This is a genomic window from Halalkalicoccus jeotgali B3 (assembly GCF_000196895.1).
In the GTDB taxonomy this organism is placed as follows: domain Archaea; phylum Halobacteriota; class Halobacteria; order Halobacteriales; family Halalkalicoccaceae; genus Halalkalicoccus; species Halalkalicoccus jeotgali.
The window spans coordinates 1,180,591-1,201,351 of sequence record NC_014297.1; the positions used below are offsets into that span (position 1 = coordinate 1,180,591).

Sequence of the window (20,761 nt, forward strand, 5' to 3'; positions counted from 1 at the left end):
CTACAGTTCACTATCCGGAACCACAACTACCTTTCCGAATCCCTCGCGCTCCTCGATGATCTCGTGGGCGCGGGCGGCCTCGCTCATCGGGAGCGTCTCGCGGATCTTCGGCTCGAAGGTACCGTCCCAGACGAGTTCGAGTGCCGTCTCGGCCTGCTCGGGGGTCGCCATCGTCGAGCCGATAACTGAGAGTTGGTTCCAGAACATCCGGTTCAAGCCCGCGCCGGGGTTCGGTCCCGTCGTCGCCCCACAGGTGACGATCCGCCCGCCCTTCGCGAGGCTCTTCAAGGACTCGTCCCACGTCTCCGCGCCGATGTGGTCGACCACCATGTCGACCCCCCGGCCGTCGGTCAGTGACTTCACCTCGCTCCCGAACTCCGTCTCGGCGTAGTTGATCGTCTCGTCGGCGCCGATCTCCTCCGCGTACTCCAACTTTTCGTCCGAACTTGCCGTCGCATATACCGTTGCCCCTGCGTGGGCCGCGACCTGCACGGCGGCGTGGCCCACGCCCCCCGAGGCACCGAGCACGAGCACGTCCTCGCCCGCTTTGAGCTCGCCGCGCTCGATGAGCATGCGCCAGGCGGTCTGAAAGACCAGCGGCGCGGCCGCTGCGGTCTCCCACTCGACGCCCTCGGGTACGGAAACGAGGTTGTCGGCGGGAGCCGCCGCGTACTCGCTGTGGACGCCCCGAACGTGCTCGCCGATGATGTGGAATCGCGGGTCCAGCGTCGGGTCGTCCATGCGCTCGTCGCCGACGCCCGCGATGAGCGCGACCCGGTCGCCCTCCTCGAATCGGGTGACGCTTTCGCCGACCTCCGCGACGACGCCCGCACAGTCGCTGCCCGGAATGTGGGGCATCTCCAGATCGAGGCCCGGCAGGCCCTTTCGCGTCCAGATGTCGAGGTGATTCAGCGCGCCGGCTTTCACGTCGACGAGCACCTCGTCGCTCTCGATCTCGGGATCGGGGAACTCGCCGTACTCGATTACCCCTCGGCCACCGTGCTCCGCAAACTGGACTGCGTCCATACGCGTGAGCATGGCTACCGCACCCAAAACTGTACTGGTGGCGGCCTTTTAGACGGTGGCCCTCGAAGGCGGGCTATGGCCGAGGAAACACGACACGACGACCGCAAGAACGAACACGACCATCACGAGAGCGGGGGCGCCGACGGGTCCGACGGCGATCACGGTCATCGGAACCACGACCACCACGCCCACGACGCCGAGGAGATCACGGCGGGCGTCGTCACCGTCTCCTCCTCGCGCGAATCCGGCGAGGACCCCTCGGGGGACGCGATCATCGAGGTCCTCGAGGACAACGGGATCGAACTGACCCACCGCGAACTCATCCCGGACGACTTCGACCGCGCCCAGCAGACCGTCGATACCCTCACCGACCGGGACGACGTCGACCTCATCGTCACCACGGGCGGGACGGGCGTCACGCCCGACGACGTGACCGTCGAGGCCGTCGAACCCCTATTGGGAAAGATGTTACCCGGGTTCGGCGAACTGTTCCGAACGCTCTCGTACGAGGAGGTCGGCACCCACGTCGTCGCCACGCGGGCGATCGCCGGGATCGCCGACGGCGTCCCCGTGTTCTGCCTGCCGGGCAGCGAGAACGCCGTCCGGCTTGGCACCCGCGATATCATCGTCGAGGAGGCCGGACACCTCATCGGCCTCGCCACCCGCGACGACGAGGACGAGTAACACCTACGACGGGAGCGGACAGAGACTCGCGGTGAAGACGACGACCTCGTCGGTGTCGTTTCGAGCGCCGTGAGCGACCCCGCGTTCGTGAAGCACCACGCCTGGCGCGCCGATCTCCTCTTCCGTGTCACCCTGAACGACGGTCACGACCCCTTCGAGGACATGAAAGACGTTCGTCGAGTCGGCGTGTTCGTGCGCCGAGAGTTCGGCGCCCGGTCCGAGCGCGAAGGCCTTGACCAGCACGTCGTCTTCGACCACGAGTTCGGTGCTCTCGACGTCACCCTCGTCGGGATCGAGACCGTGCTCCCCGTAGCGATCGAGTGTCATAACTGGCCTTCGGCGGATCGGCACAAAAACGCGGCGGTCGTTCAGAGCTCCTCGGCGACCGCATCGGGGCCCAACAGTCCGGGATCGACGATCAGGTCCGCGAGCGGGCGGGCGAATTCGGGCAGCGAGTCCTCCGCGTAGACGACGATCCGGAGGTCCTCGTTGAGTTCGCGCGCGATCGGAATCCCCGTGGCGTGGACCGTATCGGTGATCGCGAAGACGTCAGCGGAGCCGACATCGGCCGCTTCGAGGGTCTCGCGGTCGGCGAACCCCGCTATTCGAGTGACTTCGAAGCCCTCGACTTCGAGCGCTGCACCCAGTCCCGCGGCGTCCTCGCCCGCAATGATCGCGTTCATTCGTACTCGATGGTCGCGGGCGGTTTGTGCGTCACGTCGTAGACCACGCGCGCGACGTTCTCGTTCTTGCCGGTGATGCGACTCTGGATGCGTTGGAGCGTCTCCCAGTCGATCTCCTGGGCGCGGGCGGTCATGCCGTCACGCGATTCGACCGACCGAACCGAGACGACCCAGCCATGCACTCGATTGTCGCCTTTGACCCCGGTGGCTTTGCCGATCACCGCCGCCAGTGCCTGCCAGGGCTCGTACTCCTCGAGTTCGTCTTCGACGACGTGACACGCCTCACGGGCCACCGAGAGTTTCTCCTCCGTGACCTCGCCGATGACGCGGACCGCGAGACCGGGCCCCGGGAAGGGCATTCGCTCTGCGACGAGTTCCTCGAGACCGAGTTCGCGTGCGACCTCGCGGACCTCGTCCTTGTAGAGATCACGCACCGGTTCGACGATCCCCTCGAAGTCGATCACGTCGGGGAGCCCGCCGACGTTGTGGTGGGATTTGATCCCGCCCTCGCTCTCGATCCGGTCGGGGTAGATCGTCCCCTGGACTAGATAGTCGGCGTCGGCCTCCTTTGCCTCGCGTTCGAACTCGCGGATGAACCCCTCGCCGATGACCTCGCGTTTTGCCTCGGGGTCGGTCACGCCCGAGAGGAGGTCCAGAAAGCGCTCCTCGGCGTCGACCACTCGGAGCGACTCCATATACGAGAAGGTTTCACTCACTTGTTCGGTCTCGCCCTTTCGCATCAGCCCGGTGTCGACGTAGACCGGCGTGAGCTGGTCGCCGACGGCCTCGTAGGCCAGTGCCGCGGCGACCGAGGAATCGACCCCACCCGACAGCGCGATCACGGCGTTGGCGTCGCCGATTTCGTCCCTAATCTCCGCGACCGCGTCGTCGACGAACGCCTCGGGTCGGACCATCAGGCTTCGACCTCCGTTCGAGCGCGTTCGAGCACCGCATCCACCAGCCCGACGAAAGGTGGGCTCGCCCGTCCGGGCCGCGAGCGGAACTCGGGGTGGAACTGCGTCCCGAGGAAGTACGGGTGGTCCTCGATCTCGAGGATCTCCATGCGGTTTTTGGCGCGCCCCGAGAAGGTAAGCCCTTCCGCTTCCAGTTGCTGGATGTACTCGGGGTTGACCTYATATCGGTGTCTGTGGCGTTCCGTACAGGCCTCTGCGCCACCGTAGACCTTGCTTGCGAGCGTGTTCGGTTGAATGTCGGTATTATGAGCGCCCAGTCGCATCGTTCCGCCCATGTCCTCGATTTCGTACTGTTCGGGCAGGATGTCGATCACCGGGTGGTCGGTCTGGGGATCGATCTCCGTCGAGTGGGCCCCCTCGAGCCCGCAGACGTTCCGGGCGTACTCGACGACCGCCATCTGGAAGCCCAGACAAAGCCCCAGATAGGGAATCCCCTCCTCGCGGGCGTAGCGCACTGCTTCGATCTTCCCGCGCGTCCCGCGCGAGCCGAAGCCACCGGGGACGACGACCCCGTCGGCCCCCTCGAGGCGCTCGCGGTGGGCGGCGGCCATCTCGTCGGAGTCGACCCAGCGGACGTTGACCTCGACGTTGCGCTCTAGTCCGGCGTGTTTCAGCGCCTCGTGAATCGAGAGATAGGCGTCCTCCAGGGCGTACTTGCCGACGAGGGCGATGTCGATCTCCTGGTCGGCCTCCTGGGTGACCAGCTCGCGCCACTCGTTTTTCCGCTCGGCCTCGGGCAGGGCCTCCCCGGACAGCCCCAGTCGCTCCATGACGTACTCGTCGAGGCCCTCCGATTCGACCATCAGGGGGACCTCGTAGATGTCCTCGACGTCGGGGTTCGAGAACACCGCCTCGGTGGGCACGTCCCCGAACAGGGCGATCTTCTCCTTGGTCTCGGGTTCGAGGCGGTCGTCACACCGCCCGACGACGATGTCGGGCTGGAGCCCGATCGAGCGAAGTTCCTTCACCGAGTGTTGGGTCGGTTTGGTCTTCTGCTCGCCGTTTTTCGAGTACGGAACGAGGGTGACGTGGGCAAAGAGGATGTCCTCGTCGTCCTCCTCGTGGGCGAACTGGCGCAGTGCTTCGAGATACGGCATCCCCTCGATGTCCCCCACTGTGCCCCCGACCTCGATGAGACAGACGTCTGTGCCCGCGGCGGCTTCCCGAATGCGCCGTTTGATGTCGTCGGTGATGTGGGGGATGATCTGGACGGTCTTGCCGAGGTAGTCCCCGGCGCGTTCCTTCTCGATGACGTGCTGGTAGGTCTTGCCCGTCGTGACGTTGTGGTCGAACGTCATGTCGATGTCGAGGAACCGCTCGTAGTTTCCCAGGTCGAGATCGACCTCGCCACCGTCCTTCAGGACGTAAACCTCGCCGTGCTGGTAGGGGTTCATCGTTCCGGCGTCGACGTTCAGGTAGGGGTCGATCTTCACTGCCGTCACCGAGAAGCCGGCGTTTTTTAGCAGGCGACCGGTGCTCGCGGCGGTGATCCCCTTTCCGAGCCCGCTCATCACGCCCCCGGTGACGAAAATGAACTTCCTCCCGAGGGAGGGATCGTAATCGGTCGGCATACTGACCCTGTGCGAAGGGGATAAAAAACGGTTTCGGAGGGGTGTCACCGGGACAGCGGTTGGCACGACCGGCCCCTACGGGCCGGTTCCGCCGGCGAAGAACTCAGCCACCGACTCGCCGATCCGCTCGTGCTTGCCGAGAAAGAAGTGATCCGCCGATAGCTCCTCGACGCTCGCCCCGCGTTCTCTCGCCGCATCCACGACCGACTCCCACTCGGCGGTGCTGTCGCGGGTGCCGTAGACCACTTGGAGGGGACAGTTGAGGTCCGCGACGGCGTCGACCACGTCGAGATCACCGCCGACCTGCGCTGCGGGCGCGAGCGCCGACACCCCGATCAGCGGTTCGTCAATCGAAGCCGCAGCGAGAATCGCCATCGCGCCGCCGAAACTGTAGCCGAAGACCCCCACCGAATCGTACTCCTCAGCGGCCCATCGGATCGCGTTGCGAGCGTCCTCTCGCTCGCCCCGACCCTCGTCCCACGCGCCGTAGTCGAAGCGCAGGCAGGCGACCCCCCGCCCTCCCAGCGCGTCGCTCACCGCCGTCAATCTGGGATCGCCCCGATGACCGCGATGCTGGGGATGGGGCGGGCAGGCAACCACGGCGGTCTCGCCCGCGCCGTCGAGGGTCCCGCGAACGTCCCTCGCTCCGGGAACGACCACGTCGGTCATACGCCCCGTTCGGCGGGGATATTTTTAAGCACTGGGCCGCAACTACGGCCATGGGAATACTCTCGCGGATGTCGTACGTCATCCGGTCGAAGGTCAACGCCGTCCTCAATCGCTCGGAGGACCCCCGGGAAACGCTCGATTACTCCTACGAGCAGATGCGCGACCGCCTGCAGGACGTCAAACAGGGGATCGCCGATCTGACCACGCAGAAAAAGCGCCTCGAAATGCAGAAACGACGCCTCGAGGAGAACGTCGAGAAACACAACGAACAGGCCCGCGAGGCCGTCGCTCAGGACCGCGATGATCTGGCCCGCCAGGCCCTCGAAAAGAAGAAGGCCAAAATGAGCCAGATCGAACAGCTCGAGGATCAGATCGCGGACCTCCAGAACAAACAGGAGAACCTCGTCGAACAGAAAAACGAACTCCAGAGCCGCATCGAGCAGTTCCGCACCAAAAAGGAGACGATGAAGGCCCAGTACGAGGCCAGCGAGGCCAGCGTGCGCGTTTCGGAGGCGATGACGGGCGCGGGCGACGAAATGGAGGACGTCTCGCGGGCCATCGAGCGCGCCGAGGAGGACACCGAGGAGATGGAGGCCCGTTCGGCCGCGATGGACGAACTCCAGGACACCGGCGCCTTTGACGACGCACTCTCGGATCAGGACAGCATCGACCGCGAACTGGCGGCCGGCCGGACCGACAGCGAGGTTGAGGCCGAACTCGAAACCCTGAAAGGCGAGATGGGCAAGGAGACCGCCTCGGTCGAGGAGAGCGAGGACGACGGCGAGACCGAGACTGAAACGGAGACGAACGCGGACGTCGACGTCGAAGAGGAGCTCCAATCGAGCGAGATCGACGAGGAGCTGGAGGAGATCCGCGACGAGCAGCGATAGTCCACGGCGCCCGCTTTCGAGCCGGCCCGGCAGTTACTCCCCGACCACCCGCTCGAACAGCGCGAGCACCACGGAGTGGATCTCGACGAGCACGACGACGCTGACGACGATTATCGCGACCTGCAACGGCGTCGAGAGCAGACCCAACGAAACGATCAGCGTGGTCGCACATGCCGGCGCGTGGTTCGTGTTCGTCGCGATCATCGCCCAACTCGTCAGGACGATCGAGCAGACGCCGCTTGCGGCGAGCCACAGCCCGTCGGGGGAGAACGCGGCGGGAGCGGGCGTGATCGAGACGCCGTGTGCGAGCAGGCTGTAGGAGAGCAATCCCACAACGCCGCCGATGAGGTGGCCGCCGACGATACGGTAGGTCCGCGTGCGCTCGCCGCGCCGGTCGAACGCGAGGATGAACGCCGAGGGGCCGAGACTCGGGAAGACGAACGGCTGGCCGCTCGCCCAGGCGACCAGTCCCAGCACGGTAAACAGGACTCCCGCATAGAGGCTGGTCCCGACCCGTCGTCGTACCATGTCCGTTCTCCACCGGCACGTCGTAAAACCCTATTCAACCCGTCGGTGCTCACGGTTCCGTGATCGCCAGATTGAGGTGGGAACGCATCGACGCGGATGTACTGTGAGCGACTCCGACGACCTCGTGCCGCCCGCCGACACGATGCGCGAGCGGACCGACGAGAGCACGCTGAAGATCTGGTTTCTCGTCACGGCCAACCGCTGGCTCGTCACCGGACTCCTCTCGCTTTCGATGGTCGCCATCTTCGTCGGACTCTACTTCCTCGGACCGACCAACCTCCCGGGCGTCATGGGGGCGTCGTCGGTCGGAAACGTCTTCGGGTCGGTGATCATCGCCGTCGTTACCGGCGTCTCGCTCATTCTGGCCATCGCCCAACTGGTCCTCTCCGAACAGATGGGGCCGTTGGGCGAGAAACAGGCGGAGATGCGCGATCAGATCGAGTTCCGCGGCGAGGTCGAAGACCGGATCGACGCCGCCGTTGGCCCCGCGACCCCCTCGGCGTTCCTCTCGGCGCTCATTGAGGCGGTCGACCGGCAGGCGCGAGCGCTCAGGGAGTCGGTGGCCGACGACGACGTCACGGAACTCTACGAGTACGCCGACTCGCTTCTCGAACACGGGGAGGAGGTCAGCGACCAACTCGAAAGCACCGAATTCGGCTCTTTCGAGGTGATCCTCCCCGTCTTGAACTACAACTACTCCTGGAAGATCGTCGCCGGCCGGACGCTCGCGGCGCGATACGCCGACTCGATCGGTGACGACACCGAGCGACATCTCGAGAAGCTGATCGAGTCGCTTCGATTCTTCGCCCCGGCTCGCGAGTATTTCAAGATGCTGTACTTCCAGTGGGAGATCAACAACATCGCGCGGGGAGTGCTATACGCCTCGATCCCGTCGCTTGCGATCGCCGCCTACATGATCCTCGCGTTCGACGCGACCCTGATCACGGGTTCGACGCTGGGGCTTCCAAACCGGTATCTCGCCGTCGGCCTCCTCTATTCTCTCGCGTTGTTGCCGTTTACGGTGGTGCTCGCGTACATCCTCAGGATCGTCACCGTCACGAAACGCACGCTGGCGCTCGGTCCGTTCATCCTCCGGGAGACAAAACAGGCCGGCGACGTGAATTGAACCGGTCTCAGTGTTCGGTCACGTCGGTCGAGGCCGCCGTCCCCTCCTCGACTTCCTTGTTCGGGACCATCGGCCCGATCGAGGCCGTCCGACGGGTGACCGTCGCCGAGCGAAGCACGAACGCCGAGAGCAACGCCAGCGGCGAGAGCACTACGAGGATCAGCGGGATGATCACCTGTGGGGCGATCTCCGGCGAGACGGTCAACCCGCCGCGATCCCCGTAGAGCAGTCCCGTGCTCAACGCCGCGAGGATCGCCGGGATCCCGAGGTAGGTGATCAGCCGCGACAGGCGCGAGAGTTCCCGTTCCATGTACGTCGTCTTGAAGTGCGAGCGGGCGACGTTGAACAGCTGGAGGGTTTCGAGCAGATCGGTCAGGGCCTCGTCGGTTTCCTCGTCGATCCCCTCCGCGTGTTCGTTCTGGAGGTAGCGCCCGGCGTAGATCTGCTGGGAGTCGTCGTAATCGATCGTCAGCGAAACGGCGTGAAAGGTCCCGAAATCGGCGTCGTCGAGGCGATCGCGGGCATCGCCGGCGGCCTCGGCGACGGTCCGTGCGTACTCCGAGACCTCCCGCTCGCGTTCGTTTTCCTCCGCGACCGTCTCCCCGAGGCGGATCGCCCGGTCCTCGACCGCGCTCATCACCACTTCGAGCAGCGCGGTCGGTTCGGCGGGGCTGGCGTGGACGTCCGCTTTCTGTGCGATGTCCTCGCGCAGTTCCATCACGCCGTCGAGGCGCTCGCGCAGTTGACTGGCGGCGGCGAACTGCCGGGAGAGGATCAACTGGTTGATCGTGATGACGATCGTGACGACGCTGAACGTTCCCGCGACCATCCCGTTCGCGAGGCGGTTGATCGAACTCTCGTTGGTGAATCCGACCACGTCCGCGGCGGTGAGCGCCGCGAGTACGAGGCCGCTGACGGCGAGGATCCCTGCCGCAATGAGAAACCGGTTCCCGTCGAGGAGGATCCACCGCAGCAGTCCGCTTTCCGAGCCGGTCGTCGGTCCCGTTCGTTCCTCACCCATCGCCTTTGCCTACTCGGCTCCAGGGTAAAAACCATCACCCGGCAGCGGCGAATCGACGACACCCACACACAGCGCCGCCAGCCGAACAACCGCACGCTTTTGTGAGCACTCTCCTACAACCCCGTAATGAGCGACGAGCCGAACGATACGATGCGCGAGCGCGCCGACGGAAGCGGGTTCCGGTTGTGGGTGTTGATGCGGATGAACCGATACGCGCTCGCCGGAGCGATCATGGTGGGGTTGTTCGCGACGATCGTCGCCCTCGGGTTCGTCGGATTGAACCCCCTCTCGGTGCTCTCGGTTCAGGACCCCGACGCGATTCAGACGCTCTTTAGCTCGATGGTTGGGCCGATCATCACCGGCGTGACGCTGGTGGCGACGATCGGTCAACTGGTGCTCTCACAGGAGTTGGGCGCGGTCGGCGACCAGCGCGAGCGCATGCAGGAGGCCATGGAGTTTCGCCGCGACATCGAGTCCAAAACCGAACAGGACGTCAGCCCACCCGAGCCCGCCGCATTCTTGCGCGAACTCGTGGCGGGGATCGAGGACCACGCGGAAGCCCTCCGGGACGCCGTCGCCGGGAACTACGACGGGGAACTCGAAAGGGAGATCATCGAGTACGTCGAGGCCCTCGACGACCACGCGGAGGCGGTCCGCGAGAAGATCGAGAACACCCAGTTTGGCACCTTCGACGTGATCTGGACGGCGCTCGATTTCAACTACTCGTGGAAGATCTTCCAGGCGCGACAACTCCGCTCGGAGTACGGCGACTCGCTCTCGGAGGAGGCCGACGGCCTCCTCGATGAGTTGATCGTGACACTACAGTTCTTCGGACCGGCCCGCGAGCATTTCAAGACGCTGTACTTCCAGCACGAACTGATCAACCTTTCACGGGCGCTGTTGTACACCGGCCCGCCCGCGCTGGTCGTGGTCGCTGCGATGATCATGTACGTCGATCCGAACACACTGCCGGGAACGCTGTTCGGGATCGAGCGCATCTCCCTGCTGGTCAGCGGGGCGTTCGTCCTCACGCTCGCGCCGTTCGTCCTGCTTGTGAGTTTCGTCCTCCGGATCGCAACCGTCGCCCAACGGACGCTCGCGATGGGACCGTTTATCCTGCGGGAGTCGAGTCGCGACGCCGACAGCGACGTCTGAACCCAAGGGGGTTAACCCCGCGGGCCTCCCGGTAGGGACCGATGGACCGAAACAACGCGTGGGAGTATCGAACGCTCGTTCCGCCGCGGGAGGCGACCCAGAAGGAGGCGGGCAATCCCGAAGAGGAGATGAACGATCTGGGCGCCGACGACTGGGAGTTCGCCGGGACGATCGATTACACCGGCGGCGGCACGAAATACCTGCTGTTCAAGCGGCCGGCCGGCGGGGACTAACTCACCCCTCGACGCGGTCGAGGTCCTCGGCATCGGCCTGCTCGCGGAGAATGAACGGACCGATGGTGAGCGTCCGCTGGGAGACGGTCACCATCCGCAGAACGAACGACAACAAAAGCGCGAAGGGAAACAGCGAGAGGACGATCACGACCGAGACGACCACGAACGCGCTGTCGAGTCCGAGGACCGTCCCCGCAAACGGTGCGACGTCGAAGGCAAACCCCATGAACGTCGTCAACCCCAGCGCGGGCATCGCGGTGTAGAGCAACACCCGTGAGACGTCGATCAGTTCGTGCTGGTAGTACAGCAGCTTGAAGTACTGGCGGGCGGGGCCAAAGAGGCTGAGGTTCTTGACCAGTTCGTCGAGCAGTCGGTCGGTCTCGGGTGAGAGTTCGTCGCCGTGGCGATCGCGGAGGCGGCGGGCGGTGCGGGTCTTCCAAGAGTAGTTGAAATCGAGTACCGCCGACAGCGTCCCGAAGGTCCCGAACTCCGTGTCGTCAAGGTCGTCCATGACCTGCTGGCCGTGATCGGCGACGAGGTCCGCGAGCATTGTGACCTCCGTCGCTGCCGTCGAGTCGGGTTCCTCCGCGACCTGCTCGCGAAGCGCCGTGGCGCTCTGTTTGGCGCCCAGGAGTAACGTTCGGAGAAAGCCCGTCGGCGTCGCTGGTGGCACCCCGACGTCCATCGAGGTCTGGACGTCCTTTCGAAACTGGATCTCGTCTTGCATCCGGCTTCGCTGCTCGCCCAGATCCCCCATCTCCTCCGAGAGGATGAGTTGGCCGATCGTCAGGGTCAGCGCGATGCTCGTCACCGTCGCGAGGAAGATCGACTGAAACAGCGAGCGGATCGACGACGTGGTCAGGGCCGCCTCGAACGACCGCGGGAACGCGAGTCCCACGAGCATGATAACGAGAAACGAGACCACCAAAAGCAGGCCGGCAACGGCCCACCGGTTCCCGTCGATGAGAAACCAGACCTTGAGTCGGCCGTCGCCGACCCGTTCCCGCATCGTATCCGCCGGCGGCGACAGCGTTCCATCGGATTCGCTCACGGCGGGTCGTTGTGGGGCGATGGTCTATAGTCGTTCCATCTCGACTCGCGAGACGACCCGCTTTCGGGCCGGGGTTTCGACGTCAAGGAGCAGATTCAAGCGCGCGCGCTTCGATCCTCCGACATGGATTCGAACGCGGCCCCCGATCGGGGGGAGTGCGAACGGACGGATCGCCACGACAGGATCGGCCGCCGTCGGTTCGCCACGCTCGTCGGCGCTGGCGGCCTGTTCGGCCTCGCGGGCTGTCTCGGGTCGGGGTCGTCGGGCCAGCCCTCCTACGAGTCGGGCGACGTCCCCGACGACATCAACGGCAGCGCGCGCAATACCAGCGAGGCGTCGGCCGCATACTCCGCCGGCAGCACGACCCCTCGCACCGACCTCGCCCCGCTGTCGGACCTCTCGATCACCGATCACGAGTTCGTCTTCGAGAGCGGGTACACCGGCTCGACGGTCCAGGGCACGGCGGAGAACGCCGGCAACACCCAGATCAACACCGCGGAGGTCCGCGTCCGGGTGTACAACTCCGACGGCCAGCAGTTGGGAACGTACCTCGACTCGACGAGCGACCTCGGGACCGGCGAGGAGTGGTCCTTTCAGGTGATCATCCTCGAGTCGCCCTCGGACATCGCCGACTACGACATCGCGGTCGTCGGCCTGCCGGACTAACGGACGCCGGTGCCGCGTTCGACCGCCGCGAGGTCGATCCCGCCGGCCGGCATCCCGACCCCGTCGTAGGGGTCCTCGTCGAGCAACAGCGACCCGTCGAGGTCGGCGTAATCCAGAAGCGGCGCGAGGTGACACGCCGCCGCGATCGAGGCGTTCGATTCGTTCATACAGCCGAGCATCGTCTCCAGTCCGTTGGCACGCGCAGCCGCGAACATCTCGCGGGCCTCCCGGAGCGAGCCACACTTCATCAGCTTGACGTTCGCGATGTCGGCGATCTCCGCTACGCGGGGGATGTCCGCAAGCGTCACACAGGACTCGTCGGCGGCGATGGGAAGGGGCGCTCGCTCGCGGACGAAGGCCATCCCCGCCGGATCCTCCGCGGGCACGGGCTGTTCGACGAACTCCACGTCGTGGGCGGCCAGCGCCTCGATCTTCCCCACGGCCTCGCGCGGGGCCCACGCCTCGTTGGCGTCGACCCGGATCGTCGCTTCGGGTGCTTCCTCACGGACCGTCTCGATGATCTCCTCGTCGCGATCGGTCCCGAGTTTGATCTTCAGCGTCGAGTAGCCCCGTTTGCGGGCGACGGTGGTCTTCTCGCGCATCCGTTCGGTCCCGTCGATTCCGATGGTGTAGGAGGTCTCGGGCAGCTCCTCGGGATCGAGTCCCCAGTAGCGATACAGCGGGAGGTCGAGCCGTTTTGCGACCAGGTCGTGTAGCGCGATCGATATCGCACACCGCGCGGCGGGGTTTCGGTTCACCCGTGCCTTCATTCGACGCTCGATTCGCTCCAACTGGTGGGGCTCGCCGACCTCCTCAACGATGTCGAGAAGCGTGGGTAAGACGGCCTCGACGGTCTCGACCGTCTCGCCGTAGTGCGGGGAGGGACCGGCCCCACCGAGCCCCGTGAACTCGCCGTCGCTCACCCGGACGATCACGTTCTCGGCGGTCTCGACGGTCCCCCGGGAGATGGTAAAGGGAAACTCAAGCGGCAGCGAGACGCGCTCGAAGTCGGTCTCGAGGCTCACAGCAGCGCCTCCAGCACCTCCTCGGTGTCGAACCGGACGGGGTCCGTCGCGGGCACGCCCAGATCCGATCCGTACTCGGAGACGGCGTCGCGGGCGGGACCGTCGTCGGCGATCTCCATCGTGTTGAGCGCGCCCGCGGCGACCTCGGCCTCGTGGACCGGCCCGGCGAGCCCCTCGTAGAGGTCGACGTAGGTGTCGACCGGCGGGATCGAAAAGTCCTCGTAGCCGTGGATCGCTTCGCGCCCGGCAGCGTGACAGAGCACGAGTTTGTCGGGCATCGCGCCGTGGAGGATACCACACGTCACCGCCGAGTACGCCGGGTGGATGATCGTCCCCTGGCCTTCGACGAACAGATAGTCGTGTTCGTCACCTTTCTCGAGGATCATCTCCTCGACGGCGCCCGCAGTGAAATCGCTGACGACCCGGTCGATCGGGTTGCCCCAGCCCTCGATCATGATTCCTGTCTGACCGGTGGGGATGAACCCGGCGTCGACGCCCTGGGCTTGGGCCGCACGTGCGAGTTCGAGCGAGACGGTCATCTTCCCGACCGAGCAATCGGTTCCGACCGTCAGAACCACCTCCGCATCGACGTCCTTTGCGATCCCTTGGCTGACGGTGAGGTCCTCGTCGGGTTTGCGGACGTCCCACAGTTCGCAGTCGTTCTCCGCCGCGAGCGAGACGAACTCCTCGTCCTCCGAAAGGAAGTAGTGCAGCCCGGAGATGACGTCACACCCTCTCGACAGGGCGTTCTCGACGTCCTCGCGCCAGCTCTCGTCGAATCCCCCTCCAATCGGTGCGATCCCGATCAGCAACGCGTCGGCGTTCTCGACGTCTTCCATCCCCTCGACGATGGGGGCGTCCGGGACGCCCGGCAGATACTCGTTGACCCGTCCGCCGGCGCGGTCGCGATCTAGAACGGCGGTCACGTCGTAATCGGCGTATCGGAGGACGCCGACGGCTGTTTTCGCGCGCTCGGGAAACTTCTCGTGTGCGAGAACGGCGACTTGCATACCGGAGGGATGCACAACGGGGTGTTAACCCTTTAGATGCCGACCGGCCCCACCCGCCCGCCGCCGACCCGCCGATTCCCGGCCCGTCGGCCCGGACCGCAACATATACCCCGATCTATTACGTAAGTTATCGTATGGTTTCTGTACTTCTGGTTCTGGGGATGTTGGCGGCCGTGTTCGTCGGATTCAACATCGGCGGCTCCTCGACGGGCGTCGCGTGGGGGCCGTCGGTCGGCGCGAAGATCATCAACAAGACCGCCGCCGCGGCGCTGATGACGTTTTTCGTCTTTCTCGGGGGCTGGACGGTCGGCCGGAACGTAATCGACACGCTTGGCGGGGACATCGTCCCGCAGACGATCTTTACGATCGAGGCGAGCATCATCGTCCTGTTTTTCATCGGACTCGGGATGATGGTCGCGAACGTCTACGGCGTACCCGTCTCGACCTCGATGACGGCCGTCGGTGCGATCTCGGGGCTCGGGCTGGCGACGGGTCAACTGGACATGGCGGTGCTGGGCGGAATCGTCATCTGGTGGCTCGTTGCCCCGATCACCGGGTTCTGGTGTGGTGCCGTCGTCGGGCGCTATCTCTATCCGCACCTCGACCGACGGTTCGCCCTCGAACAGTCCGAGGGCCCGCTTCTCGTCCTCGATCGCACGGGCGCGGTCCCGAAACCGACGCTGGGACCGGGCACGACCTCCCGAGAACTGATCAGCACCGTGGTCGTCGTCCTGATCGCCTGTTACATGGCGTTCAGCGCCGGCGCGAGCAACGTCGCAAACGCTGTCGCGCCGCTGGTTGGGGGCGGACTCGTCGGGGTCGAGGGCGGAGTGGTCCTCGCGACGGTCGCGATCGGGCTGGGCGCGTTCACGATCGCCCGGCGGACGATGGACTCGGTGGGCAACGACCTGACGGCGCTCCCGCTCTTGGCGGCGATGATCGTCATGATCGTCGCCGCGAGCATCACGACCGTTCTCTCGTGGATCGGCATCCCGATCAGCCTCGCAATGGCGACGGTCATGTGTATCGTCGGGCTGGGCTGGGGACGGGCCACCCGTCAGGCGACCGCGCGCGACCTCGTGCGGGGCGACCTCGCGAGCGACATCTCCGTCGACGCGATCACGGCCGAAACTACGGAGGAAGTCCCGCGGGTCGGCGAGGAACGGCCCGAGGACCTCCGGGGCGTCGAGCAACTGTTCGACGGGTCGGCGGTGATCCGGTTCGTCTCGTTTTGGATCATCGGGCCGTCGATGGCGACGATCCTCTCGTATCTGGCGTTCGTCCTCCTCCCGATCGCCGGCACACCGTAAGCGGGCGTCCGCGAGCATGCCGATCCCCTGTAGGCTTTTGCTTACCTCCGCCGTAGGACGAGATAATGGTCCCCCTCGGGCGATCCCTCCTTGACGTGTTCTCTCTTTTCCAGATCGTCGGACGGGTCCCCGAGATCACGGCCGGCATGGTCGTCGTCTCCGGGATCGTCCTGTTCGCGCTCGTGGCGTTCATCACCGAACCCGTTCCGATCGACATCACCGCGATTACCGTGATGGTGCTGTTGATCGTCCTCGAACCGTGGACGACGATCTCGCCCGCCGAGGGCGTCTCTGGCTTTGCGAGTTCCGCGACCATCACCGTCCTCATGATGTTCGTCCTGAGCGAAGGGATCCGGAAGACGGGGGTCGTCCAGACCATCAGCGCGAGGATCGCCGCCTTCGCCGGTGACGACGGGCGAAAGCTGCTCGGGTCGATCGTCGGCGTCTCGGGGCTGTCTTCGGGCTTCATCAACAACACCCCTGTCGTCGCGATCATGATCCCGATGGCGAGCGATCTGGCTCGCCGGGCGAGCGTCTCGCCCTCGCGCTTTATGATCCCGCTTTCGTACGCCTCGATGCTCGGCGGCATGCTCACCCTGATCGGCACCTCGACGAACATCCTCGCGAGCGACGTCTCCGCGCGCCTGATCGGGCGCCCCTTCTCGATGTTCGAGTTCACCGCGCTTGGCGCGCTCGTCTTGCTCGTCGGTTCGGCGTACCTGTTGGTGATCGCCCCGCGACTGCTTCCCGACCGGCTTCCCGCAGAGGGAGATCTCACTGCGGAGTTCGGCATGGCTGACTACCTCACCGAGGTGATCGTCCGCGAGAACTCGCCGTTCGTCGGGCACACGGTCCGGGAGGCCATCGAGGACGCGGAGTTCGAGTTCGACCTCGTCCAGCTCATTCGCGAGGGCGAGGTGTTCGGCGAACCGCTCGCCCAGAAGACGATCCGACCCGACGACGTCCTCGTGGTGCGGACCGGTCGGGACACCGTGGTCGACCTCATCGACGTCGAAGGGGTCGACCTGCTTCCCCACGTCGCCTTTACCGACGCCGATCTGGCCGCAGGCGAGGGGGGCCGCCGGACCGATTCCGGGGCCCGACAGGACCTCGTCGAGGTGATCGTCCCGCCGGACTCCTCGCTCGTGGGCGAGACCCTCGTTAGCGCGAACTTCCGGAGCAGTTTCGACGCGACCGTCCTCGCGCTCCGCCGGGGGCCGACGGTGCTTCATCGCCGGATGGACCACGTCGAACTGCGCGGTGGCGACACCATGCTCGTTCAGGCCAGTCGCGGCTCCATCGAGCGACTGGGTGCGAACCGGGAGTTCATCCTCGGAAGCGAGGTCGCTCGCGCCGAGTACCGCCGCTCGAAGCTTCCGGTCGCGGTCGCGATCATCGCCGCCGTCGTCGGACTCGCAGCCCTGGAGATCTATCCCATCCTCGTCACCGCGATCGCCGGGGCGGTCGCGATGGTCGCGACCGGCGTGCTCGATCCCAACGAGATCTACGACGCCGTCGACTGGTCCGTCATCTTCCTGCTGGCCGGGCTGATCCCGCTCGGAATCGCGATGGAGCGGACCGGTGCGGCGGCCTTTCTCGCGGGGATCGTGGTCGCGAGTACGACCGCCTTCGACGCCGTGGTCGTCCTCGGGGTGTTCTACCTGTTTACGGCGCTGATAACGAACGTTATCAGCAACAACGCGAGCGTCGTGCTCATGATCCCCGTCGCCGTCGACGCCGCAAACCGGATCGGTGCCAACGAGTTCGCGTTCGTGCTGGCGGTCACGTTCGCGGCCTCCTCGGCGATGCTCACCCCGATCGGCTACCAGACCAACCTCATGGTCTACGCCCCCGGCGGCTACCGGTTCACCGACTTCGCGCGCGTGGGAGCACCCCTTCAGTTGATCCTCACGGTCGTCACCACGCTGGGGATCGCGACCATCTGGGGGGTCTAGAGCCGGTAGAGCCGGGTTGTGAAGAACTCGCGAAGCGCCTTCTCGAGTGCCGCCTCGGGGTCACCCGTCGCGTCGACCGCCCGCCGGGCGTCGGCGTCGAACTCCTTGAGGAGGGTTCGCTGGCCGACGACGATCAACCGCTGTGCGTTCCGTGCGGCGATCGCCTCGTGGCACCTCTCGAGGTGGGCCGCGATCTGGTTGTCCCGGCGGCGCTCGAACCGGCCCTGTGAGAACCCGCCCTTCGAGTGGTCGCCTTTCACGTCGCTTTCGAAGGCCCGAACCGACTCGCGCTCGCTCCCGTCGTACTCGCCCATCGCAAACAGGTCCGAGCGAACGAGCGCGAACGCGAACTCGCCCTCGGGGAGGAACCACCCGGGATCGATCTCGACTGCGTCGCTCCACACCTGGAAGGCCGCGGGAGCCAGCGGAGGGCGGAGCGCGACGCTCACGAGACCGGCGTCGTCGGTCACCGCCAGACAGGGCTCGACCCGCGAGAGCAACGGGGCGCGCTCGCCGAACGCCGCCGTGACCACCTCGGGGAGTTGCCCGTCGACCATCGCCGTGAGCACGCCCTCCTCGCCGGTTCGGAGGCTCTCGAGGCGAGCGAGGACCTCACGGAGGCGCCCCCCGCGGAGGGTCTCGACGCCGCGAAAGTCGAGTTCGCACTCCCCGTCGGTGCGCCCGAGGCGTCCCTCGAGGTCGCTGATTCGGTCCTCGAGGCGGTTCTCGCGCTCCTCGGCGGCCTGCTTCTCTCGGGTCGCCACCCGGCGGCGCTCGCGTTCGGCCTCGAAGCGCGCTTCGAGGCGCTCGCGCTCGCGTTCCAGCTCGGCGATCCGATCCCTGAGGGCGGTCCGACCGAGCAGGTCGTCGAGCATACCGGATGGCGGCGGCGGGTCGGCTTTTATCTTCCGGCCCGTTCGGGGGAAACGATCTCCAGCAGTTGAGAGGCGCGATCCGCTTTCGCGAGCAGCACCTCGCGGGGGGCCGGGAGCGTATCGACGTAGCCGGGATCGAGCCCGTCGCGGGGGACCAACAGGGTGCGTTCGGGGACGCCGTCGTCGCCGTGAACCGCGAAGTGCTGTTGGGAGAGCTTCATCACGAGCGGGAGGTCGAGCCGTTCTACGCCCTCGCCGGTGGCATAGAGCTGCTCGTTGACCAGCTCGTGGTGATCGCGGCGCAACACCGCCCGGTCCCCGTCGTAGGGCTCGACGAACAACCGGCCGACGTAGTAGCTTCGGGAGAATGTCTCAAACATGCTATACGGTAGCACGTTAGAGGTGGCAGTATATAACGCTTTTGCGACATGTTTATGTCGAACCGCACTGCGGGGACAACGCCAGCGCTTTGGCCGTGGGGCCCGCGCTCACGGACGATGATCCCGCGGCGGTACGCCCGCTACTATCTGGAGAACGCCCCGAGTCTGTGCTGGCTCGTCGGCCTCAACGCCCTCGCGATGCTTGTCGGGGTTCGCTTCTACGTCGAGACGATGCCCTCGATGTCTACGTTCCTGTGGCCCCTCTATCTGGATTCGCCTGCGGCACTGTTTCTCGCGACGCTCTCGCTGGTGACGCTGCTTTCGACCCTCGGGCGCTCGCTCGATGAGGTCCCTCACAACCTCGCGCTCGCGTATCTCCACACGCTGGCGTTCGTCTGGCTCGTCAAGTACGGTCTGTGGACCGTTCTCGCGCTCAACCTGGGCTTCTGGGAGTACTTCCCCGATCTGTACGACTACTGGTTCATCGTCCTCACGCATTCGGCGTTTGTCCTCGAGGCGTACCTGATACCCCACTACGGGACGACGACGCGGGGCGCGCTCTTACTCGCGCTCGCGCTCCTCTTGGCCAACGATATCTTCGATTACGTTCTGGGGAACCACCCGCCGCTTCGGTACGAACCGGGGCTTGCGCTCGTTTTCGGGACTCTTCTGCTCTCGGTGCTCTCAGTGTGGGGTGCCTCACGGGCGTTCGAGCGTCTCGACCGATCGGCTGTGAGGCGCTGAACTCACGGGGAGACACCCTTTTCCGTTCCCATCGCATAGCGTCAGATAGATGGACTCCGCGGCGTTGCTGGATCTCCTCGGTAACGAAAACCGACGGCGGATCCTCCGACTTCTCTCACAAAAGCCCTGCTACGTCACGGAGATCTCCGAGTACCTCGGCGTCAGCCCGAAGGCGGTGATCGACCACCTCCGGAAGTTAGAGGAAGCGGGGCTAGTCGAGAGCCGCACCGACGACAGACGCCGCAAATACTTCCACATCGCGCGCAACCTCCGGCTCGAAGTGAGCGTTTCTCCCTACGGGTTCGCCTCGAAGAGCGCCTATCCTGCGAGTTCGAGCCTCGACATGACCAGTTCCTGTTCGCACCTGTCGATCAACGTCACCGCCACCGACGGGGGCGACGTCTGCGATCTGGCGGGGGAACTCCGGACCTTAGAGGAACTCGAAGACGAACTCTCCTTGGCCCAGCGCTGGGTGCAGGGCCGGATCGCCGAGGCCCACGAGCGCATCAGCGAGGCGATCGGTGACGCCGAAAACAGCCGCCTGTACGCGGCCGTTCTGTCGGCGCTCGATGACGGGGCGACCGATACGGAGACGATCGCCCGCGAGGCGGAGTTGCCCCCGCCGGTCGCGGAGGACGCCCTCTCGGTGCTCGCGGATCACGGCGTCGTCGCGCGCACGGAAACCGGTTGGGCGCTCGATTAGATCTCGCGGGTCAGCCCGTCGCGCAGGTCGGCCCCGAAGTACGCGCCGAGCGTACAGACGACGAACCCGACTGCCAGTCCCAGCGCCGCGATCGTCCGTCCGTTCCCGCCGACGAGCCACGGGAGGTAATCGAACGCCGTCGAGAGTCCCACCACTGCCGCGCCGGCCACTCCCGTCTCGATCATCGGGCGGTGTCGGCTCGCGACGCCGACGAGAAAGGCCCCGACGAACGCCCCGATGATCCCGCCGGCGACGGGAACGACCCCGCCGACCAGCGTCCCGGCGACGATCAGCGCGAGCGCGAACAGGAACCGTTTCGGGGAGAACAGCGTCCCGGCACGCTTGCGGACCCGGCCGGTCCGCGAGGGCGGCTCCTCGAGGTCGAGTTCGTGGTCCGCCGAGCGGGCTTCGGTCAACTGGTCGGTTCGCTCGGCCATACTCTTCCTCCCGTTCGCAGGAGCAAGGACCTTTCGGCGGGGTCG

Annotated in this window: 24 protein-coding genes; 10 read left to right on the top strand and 14 right to left on the bottom strand. The window is 65.7% G+C overall.

Annotation, left to right across the window (positions count from 1 at the left end; all coding sequences use genetic code 11):
* Nucleotides 1-1,026, bottom strand: a complete 1,026-nt coding sequence (locus HACJB3_RS06080) for a zinc-binding dehydrogenase (protein WP_008414859.1) — start codon at nucleotides 1,024-1,026, stop codon at nucleotides 1-3.
* Nucleotides 1,027-1,101: 75 nt separating this feature from the next.
* Between HACJB3_RS06080 and HACJB3_RS06085 the strand changes: the two genes are divergently transcribed.
* Nucleotides 1,102-1,710: a MogA/MoaB family molybdenum cofactor biosynthesis protein gene (locus HACJB3_RS06085; RefSeq protein WP_008414860.1), complete on the top strand. Its 609-nt coding sequence runs from the start codon at nucleotides 1,102-1,104 to the stop codon at nucleotides 1,708-1,710.
* Nucleotides 1,711-1,713: 3 nt separating this feature from the next.
* On the opposite strand, the gene HACJB3_RS06090 is transcribed toward HACJB3_RS06085, so the two are convergent.
* From HACJB3_RS06090 to HACJB3_RS06110, 5 genes are all read right to left on the bottom strand, one after another.
* Complete coding sequence (locus HACJB3_RS06090; RefSeq protein ID WP_008414863.1) at nucleotides 1,714-2,037, bottom strand: cupin domain-containing protein; 324 nt, start codon at nucleotides 2,035-2,037, stop codon at nucleotides 1,714-1,716.
* A 41-nt stretch (nucleotides 2,038-2,078) separates the two neighbouring features.
* Nucleotides 2,079-2,393, bottom strand: a complete 315-nt coding sequence (locus tag HACJB3_RS06095) for a DUF7126 family protein (protein ID WP_008414865.1) — start codon at nucleotides 2,391-2,393, stop codon at nucleotides 2,079-2,081.
* Nucleotides 2,390-3,307, bottom strand: a complete 918-nt coding sequence (gene guaA, locus HACJB3_RS06100) for a glutamine-hydrolyzing GMP synthase (protein ID WP_008414867.1) — start codon at nucleotides 3,305-3,307, stop codon at nucleotides 2,390-2,392. Before guaA ends, HACJB3_RS06095 begins: the two co-directional genes overlap by 4 nt.
* Nucleotides 3,307-4,938 carry a CTP synthase gene (locus HACJB3_RS06105; protein WP_013199427.1) on the bottom strand — a complete coding sequence of 544 codons (1,632 nt, stop codon included), beginning with the start codon at nucleotides 4,936-4,938 and terminating at the stop codon, nucleotides 3,307-3,309. Before HACJB3_RS06105 ends, guaA begins: the two co-directional genes overlap by 1 nt.
* A gap of 75 nt (nucleotides 4,939-5,013) precedes the next feature.
* Nucleotides 5,014-5,607: an alpha/beta hydrolase gene (locus HACJB3_RS06110; protein ID WP_008414871.1), complete on the bottom strand. Its 594-nt coding sequence runs from the start codon at nucleotides 5,605-5,607 to the stop codon at nucleotides 5,014-5,016.
* A gap of 50 nt (nucleotides 5,608-5,657) precedes the next feature.
* Between HACJB3_RS06110 and HACJB3_RS06115 the strand changes: the two genes are divergently transcribed.
* The gene (locus HACJB3_RS06115) at nucleotides 5,658-6,497 is read left to right on the top strand and encodes a PspA/IM30 family protein (RefSeq protein ID WP_008414872.1); all 840 of its coding nucleotides are present in this window, start codon (nucleotides 5,658-5,660) and stop codon (nucleotides 6,495-6,497) included.
* A gap of 33 nt (nucleotides 6,498-6,530) precedes the next feature.
* Here the strand turns inward: HACJB3_RS06115 and HACJB3_RS06120 are convergent, their stop codons facing one another.
* Entirely contained in the window at nucleotides 6,531-7,025 is a 495-nt protein-coding gene (locus HACJB3_RS06120) for an HPP family protein (RefSeq protein WP_008414874.1), read from the bottom strand.
* A gap of 103 nt (nucleotides 7,026-7,128) precedes the next feature.
* Between HACJB3_RS06120 and HACJB3_RS06125 the strand changes: the two genes are divergently transcribed.
* On the top strand, nucleotides 7,129-8,151 hold the full coding sequence (locus tag HACJB3_RS06125; protein ID WP_008414875.1) for a hypothetical protein: 1,023 nt from the start codon (nucleotides 7,129-7,131) through the stop codon (nucleotides 8,149-8,151).
* Between the two features lie 7 nt (nucleotides 8,152-8,158).
* Here HACJB3_RS06125 and HACJB3_RS06130 read toward each other — a convergent pair whose 3' ends face one another.
* Nucleotides 8,159-9,172 carry a hypothetical protein gene (locus HACJB3_RS06130; RefSeq protein ID WP_008414876.1) on the bottom strand — a complete coding sequence of 338 codons (1,014 nt, stop codon included), beginning with the start codon at nucleotides 9,170-9,172 and terminating at the stop codon, nucleotides 8,159-8,161.
* Nucleotides 9,173-9,298: 126 nt separating this feature from the next.
* Here HACJB3_RS06130 and HACJB3_RS06135 point away from each other — a divergent pair, with 126 nt between their 5' ends.
* Together HACJB3_RS06135 and HACJB3_RS06140 are read left to right on the top strand one after the other, a co-directional pair.
* Nucleotides 9,299-10,327: a hypothetical protein gene (locus HACJB3_RS06135; protein WP_008414878.1), complete on the top strand. Its 1,029-nt coding sequence runs from the start codon at nucleotides 9,299-9,301 to the stop codon at nucleotides 10,325-10,327.
* A gap of 41 nt (nucleotides 10,328-10,368) precedes the next feature.
* The gene (locus HACJB3_RS06140) at nucleotides 10,369-10,560 is read left to right on the top strand and encodes a hypothetical protein (protein WP_008414881.1); all 192 of its coding nucleotides are present in this window, start codon (nucleotides 10,369-10,371) and stop codon (nucleotides 10,558-10,560) included.
* A gap of 1 nt (nucleotide 10,561) precedes the next feature.
* On the opposite strand, the gene HACJB3_RS06145 is transcribed toward HACJB3_RS06140, so the two are convergent.
* On the bottom strand, nucleotides 10,562-11,611 hold the full coding sequence (locus tag HACJB3_RS06145) for a hypothetical protein (protein ID WP_008414882.1): 1,050 nt from the start codon (nucleotides 11,609-11,611) through the stop codon (nucleotides 10,562-10,564).
* A 123-nt stretch (nucleotides 11,612-11,734) separates the two neighbouring features.
* Here HACJB3_RS06145 and HACJB3_RS06150 point away from each other — a divergent pair, with 123 nt between their 5' ends.
* Complete coding sequence (locus HACJB3_RS06150) at nucleotides 11,735-12,277, top strand: FxLYD domain-containing protein (RefSeq protein ID WP_008414884.1); 543 nt, start codon at nucleotides 11,735-11,737, stop codon at nucleotides 12,275-12,277.
* On the opposite strand, the gene HACJB3_RS06155 is transcribed toward HACJB3_RS06150, so the two are convergent.
* Together HACJB3_RS06155 and HACJB3_RS06160 are read right to left on the bottom strand one after the other, a co-directional pair.
* Nucleotides 12,274-13,302 (bottom strand): dipeptide epimerase, encoded by a 1,029-nt coding sequence (locus HACJB3_RS06155; protein ID WP_008414887.1) that lies wholly within the window; start codon nucleotides 13,300-13,302, stop codon nucleotides 12,274-12,276. The genes HACJB3_RS06150 and HACJB3_RS06155 overlap by 4 nt on opposite strands.
* A complete protein-coding gene (locus tag HACJB3_RS06160) occupies nucleotides 13,299-14,312 on the bottom strand; it encodes a DUF1611 domain-containing protein (RefSeq protein WP_008414888.1) in 1,014 nt (337 codons plus the stop codon). Before HACJB3_RS06160 ends, HACJB3_RS06155 begins: the two co-directional genes overlap by 4 nt.
* 134 nt (nucleotides 14,313-14,446) lie before the next feature.
* On the opposite strand from HACJB3_RS06160, the gene HACJB3_RS06165 reads away from it, so the two are divergent.
* The gene (locus HACJB3_RS06165) at nucleotides 14,447-15,622 is read left to right on the top strand and encodes an inorganic phosphate transporter (RefSeq protein ID WP_008414890.1); all 1,176 of its coding nucleotides are present in this window, start codon (nucleotides 14,447-14,449) and stop codon (nucleotides 15,620-15,622) included.
* Nucleotides 15,623-15,768: 146 nt separating this feature from the next.
* A complete protein-coding gene (locus HACJB3_RS06170; protein ID WP_049934536.1) occupies nucleotides 15,769-17,577 on the top strand; it encodes an SLC13 family permease in 1,809 nt (602 codons plus the stop codon).
* Here HACJB3_RS06170 and HACJB3_RS06175 read toward each other — a convergent pair.
* Both HACJB3_RS06175 and HACJB3_RS06180 read right to left on the bottom strand, forming a co-directional pair.
* On the bottom strand, nucleotides 17,574-18,452 hold the full coding sequence (locus HACJB3_RS06175; protein ID WP_008414893.1) for a Vms1/Ankzf1 family peptidyl-tRNA hydrolase: 879 nt from the start codon (nucleotides 18,450-18,452) through the stop codon (nucleotides 17,574-17,576). The two genes, HACJB3_RS06170 and HACJB3_RS06175, sit on opposite strands and share 4 nt — an antisense overlap.
* Nucleotides 18,453-18,478: 26 nt before the next feature.
* On the bottom strand, nucleotides 18,479-18,832 hold the full coding sequence (locus HACJB3_RS06180) for a DUF5802 family protein (RefSeq protein ID WP_008414895.1): 354 nt from the start codon (nucleotides 18,830-18,832) through the stop codon (nucleotides 18,479-18,481).
* A gap of 117 nt (nucleotides 18,833-18,949) precedes the next feature.
* Here HACJB3_RS06180 and HACJB3_RS06185 point away from each other — a divergent pair, with 117 nt between their 5' ends.
* Nucleotides 18,950-19,576 (top strand): DUF1405 domain-containing protein, encoded by a 627-nt coding sequence (locus HACJB3_RS06185; RefSeq protein ID WP_008414897.1) that lies wholly within the window; start codon nucleotides 18,950-18,952, stop codon nucleotides 19,574-19,576.
* 49 nt (nucleotides 19,577-19,625) lie between these two features.
* Nucleotides 19,626-20,279, top strand: a complete 654-nt coding sequence (locus HACJB3_RS06190) for an ArsR/SmtB family transcription factor (protein WP_008414898.1) — start codon at nucleotides 19,626-19,628, stop codon at nucleotides 20,277-20,279.
* Here the strand turns inward: HACJB3_RS06190 and HACJB3_RS06195 are convergent.
* The gene (locus tag HACJB3_RS06195) at nucleotides 20,276-20,716 is read right to left on the bottom strand and encodes a hypothetical protein (RefSeq protein WP_008414900.1); all 441 of its coding nucleotides are present in this window, start codon (nucleotides 20,714-20,716) and stop codon (nucleotides 20,276-20,278) included. The genes HACJB3_RS06190 and HACJB3_RS06195 overlap by 4 nt on opposite strands.
* Nucleotides 20,717-20,761: the final 45 nt, after the last annotated feature.

Coding starts and splice junctions, on each gene's coding strand:
- HACJB3_RS06080 (WP_008414859.1), bottom strand. CDS start 1,026: ATGGACGCAGTCCAGTTTGCGGAGCACGGTGGCCGAGGGGTAATCGAG.
- HACJB3_RS06085 (WP_008414860.1), top strand. CDS start 1,102: ATGGCCGAGGAAACACGACACGACGACCGCAAGAACGAACACGACCAT.
- HACJB3_RS06090 (WP_008414863.1), bottom strand. CDS start 2,037: ATGACACTCGATCGCTACGGGGAGCACGGTCTCGATCCCGACGAGGGT.
- HACJB3_RS06095 (WP_008414865.1), bottom strand. CDS start 2,393: ATGAACGCGATCATTGCGGGCGAGGACGCCGCGGGACTGGGTGCAGCG.
- guaA (WP_008414867.1), bottom strand. CDS start 3,307: ATGGTCCGACCCGAGGCGTTCGTCGACGACGCGGTCGCGGAGATTAGG.
- HACJB3_RS06110 (WP_008414871.1), bottom strand. CDS start 5,607: ATGACCGACGTGGTCGTTCCCGGAGCGAGGGACGTTCGCGGGACCCTC.
- HACJB3_RS06115 (WP_008414872.1), top strand. CDS start 5,658: ATGGGAATACTCTCGCGGATGTCGTACGTCATCCGGTCGAAGGTCAAC.
- HACJB3_RS06120 (WP_008414874.1), bottom strand. CDS start 7,025: ATGGTACGACGACGGGTCGGGACCAGCCTCTATGCGGGAGTCCTGTTT.
- HACJB3_RS06130 (WP_008414876.1), bottom strand. CDS start 9,172: ATGGGTGAGGAACGAACGGGACCGACGACCGGCTCGGAAAGCGGACTG.
- HACJB3_RS06135 (WP_008414878.1), top strand. CDS start 9,299: ATGAGCGACGAGCCGAACGATACGATGCGCGAGCGCGCCGACGGAAGC.
- HACJB3_RS06140 (WP_008414881.1), top strand. CDS start 10,369: ATGGACCGAAACAACGCGTGGGAGTATCGAACGCTCGTTCCGCCGCGG.
- HACJB3_RS06150 (WP_008414884.1), top strand. CDS start 11,735: ATGGATTCGAACGCGGCCCCCGATCGGGGGGAGTGCGAACGGACGGAT.
- HACJB3_RS06160 (WP_008414888.1), bottom strand. CDS start 14,312: ATGCAAGTCGCCGTTCTCGCACACGAGAAGTTTCCCGAGCGCGCGAAA.
- HACJB3_RS06165 (WP_008414890.1), top strand. CDS start 14,447: ATGGTTTCTGTACTTCTGGTTCTGGGGATGTTGGCGGCCGTGTTCGTC.
- HACJB3_RS06170 (WP_049934536.1), top strand. CDS start 15,769: ATGGTCGTCGTCTCCGGGATCGTCCTGTTCGCGCTCGTGGCGTTCATC.
- HACJB3_RS06175 (WP_008414893.1), bottom strand. CDS start 18,452: ATGCTCGACGACCTGCTCGGTCGGACCGCCCTCAGGGATCGGATCGCC.
- HACJB3_RS06180 (WP_008414895.1), bottom strand. CDS start 18,832: ATGTTTGAGACATTCTCCCGAAGCTACTACGTCGGCCGGTTGTTCGTC.
- HACJB3_RS06185 (WP_008414897.1), top strand. CDS start 18,950: ATGATCCCGCGGCGGTACGCCCGCTACTATCTGGAGAACGCCCCGAGT.
- HACJB3_RS06190 (WP_008414898.1), top strand. CDS start 19,626: ATGGACTCCGCGGCGTTGCTGGATCTCCTCGGTAACGAAAACCGACGG.
- HACJB3_RS06195 (WP_008414900.1), bottom strand. CDS start 20,716: ATGGCCGAGCGAACCGACCAGTTGACCGAAGCCCGCTCGGCGGACCAC.